The 15,349-nt window shown below is 63.6% G+C and carries 13 protein-coding genes; 10 read left to right on the top strand and 3 right to left on the bottom strand.

The window, feature by feature from the left end:
* On the bottom strand, positions 1-437 hold a 437-nt coding region (locus J4F42_15740), incomplete at its 3' end, for a YihY/virulence factor BrkB family protein (GenBank protein ID MCE2486966.1).
* Positions 438-1,134: 697 nt separating this feature from the next.
* Between J4F42_15740 and J4F42_15745 the strand changes: the two genes are divergently transcribed.
* From J4F42_15745 to J4F42_15790, 10 genes are all read left to right on the top strand, one after another.
* Positions 1,135-1,950, top strand: coding sequence for a mechanosensitive ion channel (locus J4F42_15745; protein ID MCE2486967.1), 816 nt, complete (start codon positions 1,135-1,137; stop codon positions 1,948-1,950).
* Entirely contained in the window at positions 1,950-2,786 is an 837-nt protein-coding gene (locus J4F42_15750) for a magnesium transporter (GenBank protein ID MCE2486968.1), read from the top strand. The genes J4F42_15745 and J4F42_15750 overlap by 1 nt, the downstream gene beginning before the upstream one ends.
* Complete coding sequence (locus J4F42_15755; GenBank protein ID MCE2486969.1) at positions 2,773-4,083, top strand: magnesium transporter; 1,311 nt, start codon at positions 2,773-2,775, stop codon at positions 4,081-4,083. Before J4F42_15750 ends, J4F42_15755 begins: the two co-directional genes overlap by 14 nt.
* A gap of 28 nt (positions 4,084-4,111) precedes the next feature.
* Entirely contained in the window at positions 4,112-5,377 is a 1,266-nt protein-coding gene (locus J4F42_15760; protein MCE2486970.1) for an HlyC/CorC family transporter, read from the top strand.
* Positions 5,378-5,446: 69 nt separating this feature from the next.
* Complete coding sequence (locus J4F42_15765) at positions 5,447-7,633, top strand: M20/M25/M40 family metallo-hydrolase (GenBank protein MCE2486971.1); 2,187 nt, start codon at positions 5,447-5,449, stop codon at positions 7,631-7,633.
* Positions 7,630-9,255, top strand: coding sequence for a gamma-glutamyltransferase (locus tag J4F42_15770; protein ID MCE2486972.1), 1,626 nt, complete (start codon positions 7,630-7,632; stop codon positions 9,253-9,255). Before J4F42_15765 ends, J4F42_15770 begins: the two co-directional genes overlap by 4 nt.
* Positions 9,255-10,016 (top strand): N-formylglutamate amidohydrolase, encoded by a 762-nt coding sequence (locus tag J4F42_15775; GenBank protein MCE2486973.1) that lies wholly within the window; start codon positions 9,255-9,257, stop codon positions 10,014-10,016. The genes J4F42_15770 and J4F42_15775 overlap by 1 nt, the downstream gene beginning before the upstream one ends.
* 106 nt (positions 10,017-10,122) lie before the next feature.
* Positions 10,123-10,371 (top strand): hypothetical protein, encoded by a 249-nt coding sequence (locus tag J4F42_15780; GenBank protein ID MCE2486974.1) that lies wholly within the window; start codon positions 10,123-10,125, stop codon positions 10,369-10,371.
* A 10-nt stretch (positions 10,372-10,381) separates the two neighbouring features.
* Positions 10,382-10,804 carry a PIN domain-containing protein gene (locus J4F42_15785; GenBank protein ID MCE2486975.1) on the top strand — a complete coding sequence of 141 codons (423 nt, stop codon included), beginning with the start codon at positions 10,382-10,384 and terminating at the stop codon, positions 10,802-10,804.
* A gap of 378 nt (positions 10,805-11,182) precedes the next feature.
* Positions 11,183-12,370 (top strand): hypothetical protein, encoded by a 1,188-nt coding sequence (locus J4F42_15790; GenBank protein MCE2486976.1) that lies wholly within the window; start codon positions 11,183-11,185, stop codon positions 12,368-12,370.
* Between the two features lie 21 nt (positions 12,371-12,391).
* Here the strand turns inward: J4F42_15790 and J4F42_15795 are convergent, their stop codons facing one another.
* The gene (locus J4F42_15795; protein MCE2486977.1) at positions 12,392-13,468 is read right to left on the bottom strand and encodes a hypothetical protein; all 1,077 of its coding nucleotides are present in this window, start codon (positions 13,466-13,468) and stop codon (positions 12,392-12,394) included.
* Between the two features lie 124 nt (positions 13,469-13,592).
* The gene (locus J4F42_15800; GenBank protein ID MCE2486978.1) at positions 13,593-14,939 is read right to left on the bottom strand and encodes a YihY family inner membrane protein; all 1,347 of its coding nucleotides are present in this window, start codon (positions 14,937-14,939) and stop codon (positions 13,593-13,595) included.
* Positions 14,940-15,349: the final 410 nt, after the last annotated feature.

Consider the following 15,349-nt stretch of genomic DNA (forward strand, 5'->3'; position numbering starts at 1 on the left):
ATATAGTTCAGCGCGTCTTCGATCTTTCCCACCAGGGACAGCACGAAATAGAACAACACGACAAAGCCGAGCACCCCCAGGACACCGATCTGGACATTGTTCACGAACTCCACCACCCAGCCCGTCACCACACGGCTGCCCGTTTCGCCCAGCGGCTCAAGCAGGGAGATCAGGAAGGGGGCAATGTCCTGACTCGCCCCGAAGGCGGTCAGCACCGAAAAGCTGACGGCCAGAAAAGGAACCAGGGACAGCAGGGTGGTATAGACCAGGCTCTTGGCGTGCAGGTCGAGCATGCCGCGCTTGAATTCCTGGGACAAAACGACGCCAAAGCGGGCGCTGCGCACCTTCAGCCCGGCCAGCCCGGCCAAATCGACAGCGTCGGCTGTCCACATCGTCTCTCTGTCCACGGCAAAAATCCGACTCGGCTCAAATGCCATATCCGCACTCCCCTGGCGCGCCTGCTATGGGCCGTGCCTTCTTATGCCTCGGCTGTATCATAACTCGTCGCAGCACACGAAGACCGAGACGGTATTTCAGAGGCGACGAGGACCCCGTCATGATTATCGAGATAGACCGTTTTTTGCCGAATCCCGCCAGACAGCGTGGAGACCATCTCACCCGTATAGATGAGACCCAGAGTCACGCCCCGGTCTGCGAGGCGGGAGCGATAACCTCCCAGCTCACCGCTGAGCGTATCTTGCTGCCATGCCCAGCCAACCGGCTTTGCGCCCAGAAAAGAGCACACAAAGAGAAGAACACAGGGAACACGGCAGCAGCACGTGGCCCGCTTGGGCAGAGAGGAGTCCGGCACGGTTGCTTTTCTGTATCAGCCCAGCGTTTCTGAGAGATCGCCCGCAGCATTCTGGGGTCTTCCGCACGGAGCAGACCACGAGTTCCGGACACTCCGCCATACTGCGGCCAAGGCAGGGTAATTCACTGACACCGAGAGTATCGCCAGCCCGCAGCTCTTTCAATGTTGCGGATTGTCGCACTCTTCTCGTGCTGGCCGAATCTGTCCTTTTGGTACGCCATTTGCCTTACTTTCTCATCTCTCTTGATAGCTTGCAGCGGTCGAGAGCAGCGAGTACTGTTCAGCCTCCATATGCTGAACCGAGCCGGACTTGAGGAGTAGCGATGAGTTTCCCGAACTGGACGAGTACGCTGGAGCAGCTGTCCGGGCAGCTTACCGCCCTGCTGCCCGGTGCTGCGGCTGCGGTCGGCCTGCTGCTCGTGGGCTGGCTTGTGGCGAGCCTGCTGCGCCTGCTGACCAGAAAGCTGGTCGTCGCGGTCGTCGCCCGCATCAATACCCGTTTGCGGCCCGCCGAGAGCCTGAGCGGAACACGTGTGACCGAGGATGCCCCCCGGGTCATGGGCGCCTTCGTGTATTGGGTCGTCCTGCTGTTCTTCCTGGCTGCGGCGATCGACAAGCTGTCCCTGCCGGTTGTCACGAGCGTATTGCAGAGCCTTGCCTACTACATGCCCAGAGTCCTCTTGGCGGTTGCAATCATCTTCATCGGACTGGGCGCGGGTATTGTGGCCAACCGCTGGACGACACGCGTCGCTGCGGCCGCAGGCGTGGAGTATGCCCCGGCTCTGGGACGGCTCGTCCAGGTCGCCGTCCTCGTTGTGGCGCTGATCGTCGGCGCCCAGGAAGTCGGCCTGGAAAGCGGGTTTTTCACCGCCACGATCCTCATTGTGTTGGCCGCAATCCTGGGCGGGTTGGCGCTGGCCTTTGGGCTGGGCTCAGGCCCGATTGTGACGAATATCATGGCCTCCTACTACGCGGCGCAGGCCTACCGTGTCGGCGATGTCGTCCGGGTGGCGGGCATTGAGGGCATCGTTCAAGAAATCAGGCCGACGTCTATCGTGCTCGACACCGCCGACGGTCAGGTCCATCTGCCGGCCAGGAAGTATTGCGACGATGTCTCGGTCGTGCTGAGGAAAACGTGATGGCGACCCCGCTCCAGACCATGGCCCGGCTCCACCTGGACCGCCACCCTGAGGAAGCCGCGCGCGTGCTGGAACGCCTCTCTCCAGACGCAATCGCGGCAGTCCTGCAGGAGGCGCCGGCCGAGAGTGCCGCCGGCGTCCTGGCCTGCTTTGCCCCCAGCCTGGCGAGTGCCTGCCTGGCCGGCTGGCCCGAGGGAGAACTCTCGGCGGTCGTGGCTCTGCTCCCGGCACCCATTGCCGCTGCGGTGCTACGCCAGCTGGAACCGCGCGTCCGGGAAGCCGCGCTCGGCGGTCTTCCGGCGACCGTCCGCGTGCCACTCAGCCGAGCCCTGAGTTACCCGGATCAATCAGCCGGAGCGCTCGCCGACCCTGCGGTCCTCACCTTCCACGCCGACCTGACGGTAGAAGAGGCTCTGACCCGCCTCAGCCAGAGTCGCGGTCCGGTCGCCGGCCGCCTTTTCGTCCTTGATCGCGCCCAGCGTCTGCTCGGTGTTGTGACGCCGGGTCAGCTGCTCAGCAGCAGGCGCGACGCGTCCCTCGCATCTCTGGAACTGAGCCCGGCGCAGGCGGTCCCGGACCGTGTCAGCGCTGCGACCCTGCGAGCCATATCCGCTGAATCGGTCGCTGTGGTGGACCCGCAGGGCACCTTCGTGGGCGCCATCGGCTCCGATGCCCTGGCTCGTCTCGATCCGCACCAGCAACGCCCTCCAGCGACGCACCTCATTGCTGCGGTCGGCGAACTGTACTGGCTCGGCCTCCGGGAGCTGTTCGGGGGATTGAGTTCCGGCTCCCGTTCGGCCGAGTCCCCAGGAGAAACGCCCCGTGCCAACGCCTGAGCCCAGTATCGAACGCCTGCTGACCGAGGATTTTTTTGCCCGCCACCCCGAGGAGGCGGCGGATCAGCTCGAACTCTCCACACCGGCCGAGGCGGCCGAGATGCTCGCCCAGCTGACCCCACGGATTGCAAGCCCAGCCTTTCGGCGCGTGGCGCCGGCCAAGGCCCTGGACATTCTGGTCGAGATCGACCGCGAGCATGCGCTACCGCTCCTCCGCGACCTCGACCCTCCCCAGGCCGGCGCCCTGCTCAGCGGCCTCGACGAACAGCACTGTCAGGAGCTGCTGGCCGGTTTGGCGCCGGCCGAGGCCAGGCAGCTCCGATCTCTCATGGAGTATCCTGCGGACAGCGCCGGTCGGCTCATGGACCCCCGTATTGCCGTCTTTCGGCCCGGCATGACAGCCGAGGCGGCGCTGGAGCGGTTGCGGTCGATGCGGCAGGGGCGGCGTTTCTCCGACCTGCTGCTCGTGGACGAGGCGGGGCGTCTGTCAGGGACCGTTCCGTTGCACGAGGTCGTGCTGGCCGAACCGGACACCCTGCTGACCTCCCTGGTTGCGGGTCCGCCGGCTGCCGTGTCGGCATTCGCCACGCGGGAAGAGGTCGTCGCCAGCCTGGAAAATAACCAGCTGGCGAACATTCCCGTGATCGACTATGACGCCAAGCCGGTCGGCAGTATTCGGCTGGCCGAGTTGGTGTCGGCGGTGGAAACCGAACTGTCCGCCGATCTGGTCAGCATCACCGGCGCCAGCAAGGACGAACGCGCCCTGTCGCCCGTCGGCTTTGCCGTCCGCAAGCGCCTGCCGTGGCTCCAGATCAACCTGGTCACCGCCTTTCTGGCTGCGTCGGTGGTCGGCCTGTTCGAGGCCACCATTGCCCAGTTCACCGCCCTGGCCGTCCTCTTGCCGGTCGTGGCCGGGCAGTCGGGCAACACCGGCGCGCAAGCCCTGGCCGTTGTCCTGCGCGGCCTGGCTCTGCGCGAAATAACCCTGCGCCACTGGCCGCAGGTCGTGACCAAGGAGTTCTCGACGGGAGTGCTGAACGGCCTGGGGGTCGCCCTGGTCACCTGTGCGGGCGTGTACGTGTGGAGCGGATCGACCGGACTGGTGCTCGTCATCGGCATCGCCATGGTGCTGTCGATGGCGATTGCCGGCGTGGCCGGCGCCCTGATCCCGGTGGTGCTGTCGATGCTGGGCCAGGACCCGGCCCAGTCCTCCTCCATCGTCCTGACCACCGTCACCGACGTGTTCGGCTTCTTCAGCTTTCTCGGTTTGGCGGCGGTGTTTTCCTCACTCTTATGAATCGGTCGCGTGGAACGGAGGGGCGATGATGACGATACTGTTGATTGTTGCCGGACTGACGGTGCTGATCTCGAGTCTGTGCTCGCTGTTCGAGGCCACGCTGTACTCGACCCGCCTCGGCGCGCTCGAAGCCGAGAAGGCCGAGGGCAAATACGCCCGCCGCGCCGACCGGCTGATCGCCATGAAGACGAACATCGCCCAACCGACCTCCGCGATCCTGGTGCTCAATACGGTCGCCAACACGGCCGGCGCGACCCTGTGCGGGATGTACGCCGCCCAGCTCCTGGGCGCAGGCTGGATCCCGGCATTTTCCGTCGGTTTGACCCTCGCCATCCTGTTTGTGGGTGAGATTCTGCCCAAGACCTACGGGGCCACCCACTGGCGCACGGTCTGGCCGCTGATCGTCTGGCCGCTGGCGCTGATGCAGCGCGGGCTGTCCCCGATCATCCGGGTTACCCAGGCGTTTGCCGGCTTCTTTACCGGCAGCCTCGGTACGCCCGCCGTCACCGAGGATGAGATCCGGGCCTATATCCATCTGGGGCGGCAGGAAGGCGAGCTGTCCGCCTCGGAACAGCGACTCCTCAACGCGGTGTTTCATTTTGACGATATGCTGGCGCGCCAGGTCATGGTCGCCCGCCAGGAGGTGGTGTTCTTCGATGTCCACTGGTCGCTTGAAAAATGTCTGGCCGTGGCCAAGGAAACGCAACATACCCGGTTTCCGCTGTGTGTCGGGTCCTTGGACGAGGTGCTTGGCTTGGTCCATGTCAAAGACTTGCTGGGCATCACCGACAGCCGGGATGACGTGCTCAGGTCGGTCGCCCGGCCCCTGCGCCACATCCCCGAGACCCTGCCGCTCAGCCGGCTGTTGCGAGAGATGCAGCGCACCCACCAGCATATGGCCCTGGTCGACGATGAGTATGGGTCGGTCATCGGCGTCATTACCATGGAAAATATCGTGGAGCAGATCGTCGGCGCGGTGCAGGACGAGTTTGACAGCGAGCAGCCGGACATCGTGCCGCATGAGCCCGGCGTCTTCACCGTGCGCGGCCAGCTGCCGATCGAACGGGTGAACCGCGAGCTGGGGCTTGAGCTGTATGCGCCTGACGTGGACACGCTGTCGGGGCTGCTGGTCAGCCGGCTGGACCGCCTGCTCAAGGTCGGCGATCAGGTCCGGCTGCGGGACGCGGTCGCCGAGGTCGTTGAGGAGCAGGGCGGCCGGGCGATCCGGGTTCGGATTCGTATTGCCGAGAACGACCAGGGCGAGGAGAGTCCTCCCGAACACAGCGAATCCTGACAGCCGTGCTGCGAAGCGCCTGGGCGTAATCAGGCCGATTTGATATTCTGTGTCTGAGGAGAGCATCGTATGAAAGTCGCCGTGATCTATAACAAACCTGAAGTTCATCCGTCGGACGTGATCAACTTGCTTGGTCCACAGACCAAAGAACGCTACAACCCCAAGACCGTCGAGTTGGTCGCCTCGTCGCTGGAGAAAGGCGGCCACAATGTCCGCGTCATTGAGGGCAATATTGATGTGGCCGAAGACTTGCAGAACTTCATGCCCCGCGTCATCGCCGGTGAGCGGCCGGGCATGGTGTTCAACATGGCCTACGGCATCCAGGGCCAGAGCCGCTATACGCACATCCCGGCCATGCTCGAAATGCTCGGCGTCCCGTATGTCGGCTCTGGCCCCCAAGCCCACGCCGTTGCTCTGGATAAGATTCTGGCCAAGATCGTGTTTCAGCAGCACGGCCTGCCGACCCCCGGTTTCTGGTTTTTCTCCAGCCCCGACGCCGACATGAACGGGGTTACCTATCCGGTTATCGTCAAGCCCAAAATGGAAGCCGTGTCGATGGGCCTCAAGATCGTCCATAACCAGGACGATCTGCGAGCAGCGGTCAAAGAGGTGGTCGAGAACTACCAGCAACAGGCTCTGGTCGAAGCCTTTATCGCCGGGCGAGAATTTGCGATCGGCCTGCTGGGCAACGGGGCTGAACTGGAGGTCTTGCCGGTTGTCGAATTCGATCTGCAAGGCGACCCGAACACCATTCAGACCCAGGACGACAAAATGCAAAAGCCGCTGGACAAAATCTGTCCGGCGTCCCTGTCTGAGGAACAGACAACACAGATGCAACAGCTGGCCCGTGACGCGTTTCAGGCGCTCAGCCTGTCTGATTTTGCGCGGATCGATGTACGGATGGACCTGGACGGCAAACCGTACATTCTGGAGATCAACTCCATGGCCAGCCTGGGCCGGACCGGCTCTTACCTCTACGCCGCCCAAACCGCCGGCTATACCTATGAAACCCTGGTCAACCGCATGCTGGATGTGGCGGCGGTGCGGTATTTTGGCCAGCCCGACCCGGCCAGCCTCGACACCCCGGAAGCCAAAACGACGGACGACACGCAGCCGCTCCGGGTTCGCGTTCGTTCGCATATTCGGAGCAATCTCACCACCATGGAGGACAACCTGCGTCAGATGGTCGAGATGGACACCTATGTGCATAACTCGGAAGGGGTCAATCAACTCGGTAACTGGTTGTCGGGTCGATTGAGTCAGCTCGGCTTTACCCGTCACGCCTATCCGCAAGCCGAGGTCGGCAACGTCTTGTACTTTTCCAATCATGACAGCGAGCGCAATGATATCCTGCTGCTGTCCCACCTCGACACCTTCTATTCGTACCGGGACTATGTCGGGTTCCGGGAACAGGGCGGGAGCTTCTACGGCTCTGGCGTTGCCGAGAGTAAGGGCGGCTTGGCCGTCATGCTGGCGGCGCTCCAGGCGCTGCGTTTCACTCGACGCCTGCGGCGGGTGCGTTGCGGCGTACTGCTCACCACCGACGCGGCCTTGGGTGGGCGTTTCAGCAGAACCATCGTGACCGAGCGGGCGGCAGCGTCGCGCTATGTGGTCGGGCTCAAACATGGCGACCCGAGCGGCGGCATTGTCACCACCTGCTCGGGGCGGGTGGATTTCCAGGTTGAGCTGACCAATGCCAAAAGCAGCGAGAACGACGATAGCCCGGACGTGATTAAACTCTTGTGTCAGAAGCTGAGCGCCTGGGAGCGGCTGAACTCATCTCAGACGGGGATTGTCCTGAAACCGACCCAACTCGAAGGCCGAACATCCTATGGCTTAGCGCCGGATTTTGCCACCACGACCCTCTTGACCCGTTTCCGACAGGAGGCTCAGAGCGAAGCGATTGAACAGCAGATTCGTGATATCGGACGGCGGAACCTGCCCGCCCGATGCCAGCTCCGCATCCGCAAAACCGTCTCACGCGCCCCGCTCGAAGAACGGGAGTCCAGCGCCCAATTTTATGAACACGTCCAAGACATCGCCCGTCGCCTGGAAGTCAAAGTTGTTCCGGTTGAACGGGAAACCTCGTCGGACATCAGTTATGCGCCGCAGCGTGTTCCTGCCCTGGAAGGGCTCGGTCCGCTTGGCGGCGGAACCCAGACGCCAGGGGAATACATCCTGCGCGATAGCCTGATTGACCGCGCGGCAGTGCTGGCGATGGTCATCCGCCAGGCTGCCGAGGAGCGCTCCGCATGAAAATCGAACAGATCGAAGGCAGCTTCCAGTCCACGCCCGACGGCAAGGCGGCGGCGGCCGACAACGGCATGGTGGCGACCGCGTTTCCCGAGGCGACCCAGGCCGGGATCGAGATGCTGCAAAAAGGCGGGAACGCCGTGGACGCGGCTTGCGCCGCAGCGCTTGCCCTGGGCGTGTGTGAACCCTCGGCCAGCGGGATTGGCGGCCAGAGCATGGTCATCCTCCATTACCGCGGCCAAACCACGACGATTGACGGCTCAACCCGGGTGCCGTCCCTGGCCCACATCAGCCGCTTTGAAAAGGGCGAGCGGTTTGTCGGCTACCGGGCGACCACCGTTCCCAGCACCGTGGCGGTGATGGGCTATTTGAACTTTCGCTACGGGCAACTGGACTGGTCCACCGTGCTTGAGCCGGCGATTCGGATTGCCACCGAAGGCTACACGATCACCAAGCTCCAGCACGACCTGCAAGACCGTGAACTGGCCAGATTCCTCAGGGTGCCGTCCCAGTCCGGGGCGCGCTACTTCTTGAAAGACGGCACGGCGCCCTACGGCGAGGGCGAACTATTTCGACAGCCTGACTTGGCGCGGACTCTCCAGCATATTGCCGAGCACGGCGCCCGCTCGTTTTATACCGGCACAATCGCCAAGCAGATCGACGCCGACATGCAGGCCCACGACGGCTTTCTGCGCGCCGACGACCTGGCCCTGATTCCCTGGCCGATTGAGCGCCCGCCACTCAGACGCCGCTACCGGGACGTGTCGGTGCTGACCTGTCCGCCGCCGGCGGCGGGCCGGACCCTGCTGCTGGTGCTGCTGATGCTGAGCCATCTGCCGTCGCGCTTCATTCGCGGCGGCTCGAAAGAGTCCTACCACTTTATTGCCGAGACGTTTCGTAAAGCCTTTCTCCAGCGTCGCGGCCGCCCTTTTGACCCGAATACCTACCCCCAGGTTCCAGACAAAAAAATGCTGAGCCAGAAGTTCGCCAAAGAGCAGGCGCGCTCCATTCATGCGGAGATCGACCCCGGCCTGCCCTTGATTGAGCCGCCGAGCGACGGCGGCGAAACAACCCATCTGTCGGTCATGGATCATGAGGGCAATGCGGTCGGCATCACCCAGTCGGTTGAGCTGGTGTATGGCTCGAAAGCTGCGGCTGAGGGCTTGGGCTTTCTGTACAACAACTACATGAACGCCCTGGAGACGGACAACCCGGCGCACCCGTTTTATCTGAGACCGAACGCTGTTCCGTGGACCTCGGTGGCGCCGGCCATCATCTTTCACCGCGACCAGCCGTGGATGATCGTCGGCAGTCCGGGCAGCGAGCGTATTTTTTCTACGGTGAGTCAATTTCTGATGCACATGATTGACGGCAGGGCTTCGATGCTCGACGCCATGCTGCGGCCGCGTTTTCACTGTTCAATCGGTGGAACCGTCAGCCTGGAGGCCGACCGCTTTGATCCCGCGCTTGTCCAGCACCTCGCAGACACAGGCTACAAGATCGACCGGCGCGAGCCCTACGCCTTTTATCTGGGGGCAATTCACGCCGTGCTCAAGTGCCAGACCCAGAAAGGCTTTCAGGGCGTGGCCGAGATCCGCCGCGATGGCAGCGCAGGAGGGCTGTAGTGACACCTTTTCCAGTCGTGCTGTCTATTCCGCACGGCGGCACTGCGGTGCCGGTCGAGCTGCAGGGACGGGTCAGCCTCGACCGCCACGGGATTCATGACGACAGCGATCCCTTCGTGCGCGAAATGTATGACCTCGGCGGGCGGGTCGCCGAGGTCATCTCAACCGACATTGCCCGGGCTTTCGTCGATCTCAACCGGGCGCCCGACGACCTGCCGCCGGCGAATCCGGATGGGCTGGTCAAAACCCTGACCTGTGTCGGACAGCCGATTTATACGCCGGGCAAAGAACTCGATGCGCGGCTGATCGCGCGGCTGATCGACACCTACTACACGCCCTACCATGCCCGACTCGAACGGGCCGTGTCCAAACCCGGCCTGGCGCTGGGCATTGACTGCCACTCCATGCTGCCGGTCGGACCGCCTATCGGGCCTGATACCGGCCAGCCGCGGCCCATGATTTGTGTCGGCAATGTGCGGGGCCGGGCATGTCCCATGGGGTTGGCGGAACGTTTTGCCGCCTGCCTGTGCTCGGCCTTTTGTCTGGAGCCTCACCAGGTCAGCCTCAACCAGCCCTTTGGCGGGGGGTATATTACCCGGACCTACGGGGGGAACCCTGTGCCGTGGCTCCAGGTCGAGATGAACCGCGCCCTGTATCTCGACCCCCCCTGGTTTGAGCGCCGGACGCTCAGCATGGACCCGGCGCGGCTCCAAGAGCTGAACGCACAGTTTGCCACGGCCGTGGCGGATTTTTTTGCATGAGTTTGACCTCAGCCCGATGGGGTGGGAAGCCGCCCCGGGCGGAGGGGTGCTCGTCTGTTGATTGCACTGCAATCATCGAGTAGGCTGAACGCCGACAGACACAGGCATGGCTATGGCAAGCATCACGATCCGCAATCTCGACAACGACGTGAAGACCCGGCTGCGCATCCGGGCCGCAGCGCATGGCCGGTCGATGGAAGAGGAGGCACGCCTGATCCTGCGCGAGGCCGTCGAGCGGCAAGCCGGCCCCACAAACCTCGCCCGCGCCATTCGCGCCCGCTTTGCGCCCTTCGGCGGGGTAGAACTGGAACTCCCATCGCGCCAGCCCCTGCGCGAGCCGCCCCGGTTCGAGTGAGGCCGCGCCGATGATCGTGCTGGATACCAATGTGGTGTCTGAGCTGATGCGCCCGTCACCCGCTCCGGCCGTTGAGCAGTGGGTGGCCACCCGTCCGGCGGCCAGCCTGTTTTTCTCGGCCGTGGGCGAGGCGGAGCTGCGCTACGGCGTGGCGATCCTGGCTGCCGGCCGGCGTCGCGCCGCCCTCGCCTCGGCCATTGAGGCGATGCTGCGGGAAGACTTCGCCGGGCGGGTGCTGCCCTTCGACAGTGCCGCAGCGCGGGCGTATGCGGAGAGCGCCGCCCGTCGCTGTGCTACCGGCCGCCCGGTTGCGCAGGCTGACGCTCAGATTGCCGCGATTGCCCGCTCTCGCGGCATGGCGCTGGCGACCCGGAATGTCCGGGATTTCGAGAATATGGGGATCGAGCTGCTTGACCCCTGGGCAGATGCCTGACCGGCACGGCCTGGGCACCGGCCACCCAATGCACCTCCACGCTACCCGTACCATCCGTCAGGAGTATGCCGAAAAAGACCCGGAGAGAAAGATGGTGCTGATGTCGCCGCACTGAGAGCACTTCACGATGCTGTGTCGCCCTTCGACTCCAGGCGCGCTGCGCCTGACGCTCAGGACCAACGGCCTTCCGTTCGTGCTGAGCGGAGCGGAGCGAAGTCGAAGCAGGGATGCCGGATCACACGTCCAGCATGACGAGAACGGAAGGGTATGGCTACAACCCAACGTGAAACGCGCTAGCCCGAAACAAGATCCCCGAGTCCCGGCGTCGTTTTGGACTCGTCTTGAATTGCCACCCCGATGGTCCTGAACAGCGTCATCATGGCCGCGGTCGTTGCGACGGCGGTTGTCTTGTTCCTCCCCCGGCTTGCCAATGCGCCGGGCTGGCGGGCGGCTATCACGCCTCTGGCCTCCATCATCGGCAGTGGGTTTCTCGTCCTGGGGCCTATTCTGGATACCGCCTACGGCTTCTACGCACCGCTGGTCATGGCCGGCCTCTGCCTCGGCGGATACTGGTTTGGCGCCGTCATCAGATACAATATCGCCACGCTGGCTCGCCCGGGTTCGCACCGGGACGTGTGGCAAATCCGCCTGGAACGCATGGCGTCCTGGTCCCTGGCGTTCGCTTATATCATTTCGGTCGCCTACTACCTGAACCTGTTCGGTGCCTTTGGGGTCAGCCTGACCCCGGTTGACGATGCGTTGCATGCCAAGTTGCTGACGAGCGCGGTCTATGTTCTGGTGCTCGTCGCCGGCTGGGTGTGGGGGTTCCGGGCGCTGGAGCGGCTGGAGCAGCTGTCGGTCAGCGCTAAGCTGGCCATCATTGCCGGGCTGCTGACGGGCCTGGCCGCCTATTTTTTCGACCGGGTCTCGGCCGGCGCACTCGTCCTCAACCTCCCCCTGGTCAGCGGCTGGAGCGGCGTGGCGCTGGCCTTCGGCCTGATCGTCACGGTGCAGGGTTTCGAGACCTCGCGCTACCTCGGCGCCGAGTATGACGCCCACACGCGGATTGCGTCCATGCGGCTCGCGCAATGGATTGCGAGCGCGATCTACCTGGCCTACATCGTGTTGCTGGCCTACGTGTTTCGGTCGGGAGAGTTTGCGCTGACCGAGACCGCGATCATCGACATGATGGTCGTCGTCGCGCCAATCCTGCCCATGCTGCTGGTGGCTGCGGCGCTGAGCGCCCAGTTCAGCGCCGCAGCCGCCGATACCAGCGGTTCCGGTGGCCTGATTGCCGAGCTGACCCGGAACCGGATCAGCCCCAGACACGCCTATGCGCTGCTGAGCGTCGTCGGACTGATCCTCACCTGGAGTTCCGATATTTTCGCCATTATCGCCTACGCTTCGCGTGCCTTCGCCCTGTACTACGCCCTGCAATCCTTGATTGCCACCTTGGCCGCCTGGAAAAACCGGGCGGATCGCCGTCTGGCCTTCCTGTTCGGGGCGCTGGCCGTCCTCGGCTTCCTGATCCTCATCTTTGGAGACGCGGCGGAGGGAGCGGAGTAAAACCGGGCGACTCCGCCGGCATCATCTGACCGGCAGAGTCAGGGTTGGCCCCCGGGATTTGGTCTGGCCGGCTTGCAGGTCAAACAGTTGGCGCAGCAGCATGAAGGTCGATTTGGATTCCAGGTCGGTGTCTTCAATATAAAACCAGTGGCCGCGGTAGTAGGTGGCGATATAGGCATTCGCAGGCCGGTCGGCCCCGGTCCTGATTTTGAACCGGCGGCCGGCGGGCGTCCTTGCCCAGTCGAAGATGTCGCCGGTTTTCGACTCGGTGACGGTCACCAGCCCGTCGGTCTGATGTTGCTCCGGCGCCTCCACCGTCTGGGACAGATAGTACAGCAGGCCGGAGATGGAACGGGGGCGGACCGCCCACTGGTGCTCCGTCACCGCCAGGAAATCCGTGCTCAGCTCGAAGTCCTTGACCTCCCGGTCGAGCTGGAGCAGCTCGTAGACGCGATCAATGTCCGCCTGGTATTCCGCATCATCCGCAACCAGCCGCACGGTGATCCCGGGGGCGTCCTGCTGCGTTGTGCCGATTTCGATGAGCTGGCGCCGCTGTAGCCTGGACAGCGCGTCGAGGAGGAGGTTGAACTGTGCATAGTCCGGCTCCAGCTGCGGGGTTGGCCCGGAGGCGTTGGGCGCGTTGTACAGGTTGTTGATCCGCTCAAAACACAGGCCGAACACCCGGTCGATATTCCAGCCCGACTGGGTCAGCACCAGAATGGCTTCGAGTTGGAGCGGGCTGAGCAGACTCTTCAACAGGTCTTCGCCCTGTAACGGGGTGTAGGAGATGGTCGGGTTATCGGCATAGCCAATTCCTGCGCCGGGGCTCAGGACATCCTGGCTGCCGAAATTCAGCGTGCCGTCGACCCCGGCGCTGGCCTGCAGGGACAAACTCGTGGTGACGCTGCCGATTTCCAGAAAAAACGTGACATCGCGGTAGCGCATCCGCACCAGATTCTGGAGCATCTGCTCATTGATCGACGCGATAATGGCTTCGTTGTACGCGGGGTGGGTGCGCTCAATAGCCCGCGGCCCGAAGGTCGCCAGACAGCCGGACGACACGGTGCCGACTGTCAGTATCAGGAACAGGGCAGGCAAGCGGGATGACCTCATCATAGACGGTAACACGTGACGCAAGGACCTCCGTGGGAATGCCGAGAAAGGGGGAGCATATACCAGTTTCCGCACGCGACCAATCGGCTTTCATGAGGGCGGACCGGTTTTACCCGGGCGCTCGCACGTCGGCCGTGGGAGCGCTTTCCCCCGTGTCGCCGTCCCGTGCCAAGGATCGTAGGCTCACCCCGCCGAGGCTGGCCCGGATCGCCTCGGCCCGTTGGCCGAGGAGTTGCGTCAGCCGGTCGTCGGCTCCCCCGTCGGCCGGTATTTCCTCTTCCCGTTCGATGACGCCACACACCTCGGCTACCCCAATATCTTCCGGCGGCCGGGCCAGGATCAGCCCCTCGGGTTCGACCGTGCGGCACACGAAGCCGCCGCGCAGACAGGCTTCCACGACCTCTTCGAGGTCGGCGGCTGACACCCCGAGGCTGGTCGCCAAGTCGGCCAGCGGACAGGGTGGGGCGTGGGCGAGATGCCGACGGGTCAAAAACGTCAGGGCTGACAGGGCGAGCCGGAGCTGAACCAGGGCGCCGTGCTGACGGCGCGCCATCAAGGCAAAACGCGTGGCGGCATGTTGGTGGACATAGGCGACGAGGCCGCCGACCAGAATGATAAACCAGCTCACGTACAGCCACACAAAGAAGACAAGCGCAGCGGCAAAACTCCGATAAATGGCAATCCGGTCCGGCGCCTCAGCCACAAAGACGGTAAAGCTGGCGCCGGTCAGCGTCCACAGCAGGCTGGCGGTCGCCCCACCCAGCGCCGCCGAGCGCAAGCGGACCGGCGTATTGGGTAGAAACTTGTACACAAAGGTGAAGACACCGAACAGAACCAGCAGGGGCACCAGCCAGGACAGCAGAACCGGCACGCCGGCCAGCGTCGCGTCTTCGAGCACGTCTCGGATGAACCATGACCTGCGGGCCGAGGCGATGAGGGTGAAGGCGGTAAAGATGAGCGTCGGGCCGACCAGCACCACACTCAGATAGTCGGTAAAACGGCGGACGAGCGGGCGGCAGATATAGTTCAGCGCGTCTTCGATCTTTCCCACCAGGGACAGCACAAAATAGAACAACACGACGAAGCCGAGCACCCCCAGGACGCCGATCTGGACATTGTTCACAAACTCCACCACCCAGCTTGTGACGACACGGCTACCCGTTTCGCCCAGCGGCTCAAGCAGGGAGATCAGAAAGGGGGCAATGTCCTGACTCGCCCCAAAGGCGGTCAGGACCGAGAAGCTGACGGCCAGAAAAGGGACCAGGGACAGCAGGGTGGTATAGACCAGGCTCTTGGCGTGCAGATCGAGCATGCCGCGCTTGAATTCCTCGTACAAGACCAGAGCAAAGCGGGCGCTGCGGAGCTTCAGACCGGCCAGTCCTGTCAGCCCGGCAGCGTCGGCTGTCCAAAGCGCCCCAAGGTCCACATCAAAAATCCGATCCGGCTGGAATGTCATAGGTGTTTGCCCGGCTGAAGGTCCTCATATCCCGCAGACGAGGGCTTGGGAAGCGTGGCTGTGAGCCAGCGGTGTCTCAGCTTGAAAATGCGCGCTCCGTTTCACCCATGCTGATCCGCTCTGAGGGCAGCCGGCACGTCCACGCCGGAAAAATCCCCCTCAATCCCCCTTTTTTAAAGGGGGAAGCGCCTGAGCGCAGGGGAATTTCTGTGACAGGATGGTTCTCCGCGAGGAGAGAAACGCAAACCGAGGCACTCCCCGCGAATCCTCCAGGCTTGCGGCCCGCTGGCCGGCTTTGATAGGCAGAACGGAACAGATACCAGGCCCGCCTTACACGGCCGGGAGAGACGACAGTCTTGCAGGCCGGTAGCCGAGTGTGACATTGAGACGCAGTGCCCCGCCCCCAGTGC

This window comes from Desulfurellaceae bacterium (assembly GCA_021296095.1).
Classification (GTDB): domain Bacteria; phylum Desulfobacterota; class Binatia; order Bin18; family Bin18; genus JAAXHF01.

Bases quoted from the DNA above. Each gene is read 5' to 3' on its own strand.
- J4F42_15800 (MCE2486978.1), bottom strand. From the start codon at position 14,939: ATGACATTCCAGCCGGATCGGATTTTTGATGTGGACCTTGGGGCGCTT.
- J4F42_15785 (MCE2486975.1), top strand. From the start codon at position 10,382: ATGATCGTGCTGGATACCAATGTGGTGTCTGAGCTGATGCGCCCGTCA.
- J4F42_15745 (MCE2486967.1), top strand. From the start codon at position 1,135: ATGAGTTTCCCGAACTGGACGAGTACGCTGGAGCAGCTGTCCGGGCAG.
- J4F42_15770 (MCE2486972.1), top strand. From the start codon at position 7,630: ATGAAAATCGAACAGATCGAAGGCAGCTTCCAGTCCACGCCCGACGGC.
- J4F42_15760 (MCE2486970.1), top strand. From the start codon at position 4,112: ATGACGATACTGTTGATTGTTGCCGGACTGACGGTGCTGATCTCGAGT.
- J4F42_15790 (MCE2486976.1), top strand. From the start codon at position 11,183: ATGGCCGCGGTCGTTGCGACGGCGGTTGTCTTGTTCCTCCCCCGGCTT.
- J4F42_15765 (MCE2486971.1), top strand. From the start codon at position 5,447: ATGAAAGTCGCCGTGATCTATAACAAACCTGAAGTTCATCCGTCGGAC.
- J4F42_15780 (MCE2486974.1), top strand. From the start codon at position 10,123: ATGGCTATGGCAAGCATCACGATCCGCAATCTCGACAACGACGTGAAG.
- J4F42_15750 (MCE2486968.1), top strand. From the start codon at position 1,950: ATGGCGACCCCGCTCCAGACCATGGCCCGGCTCCACCTGGACCGCCAC.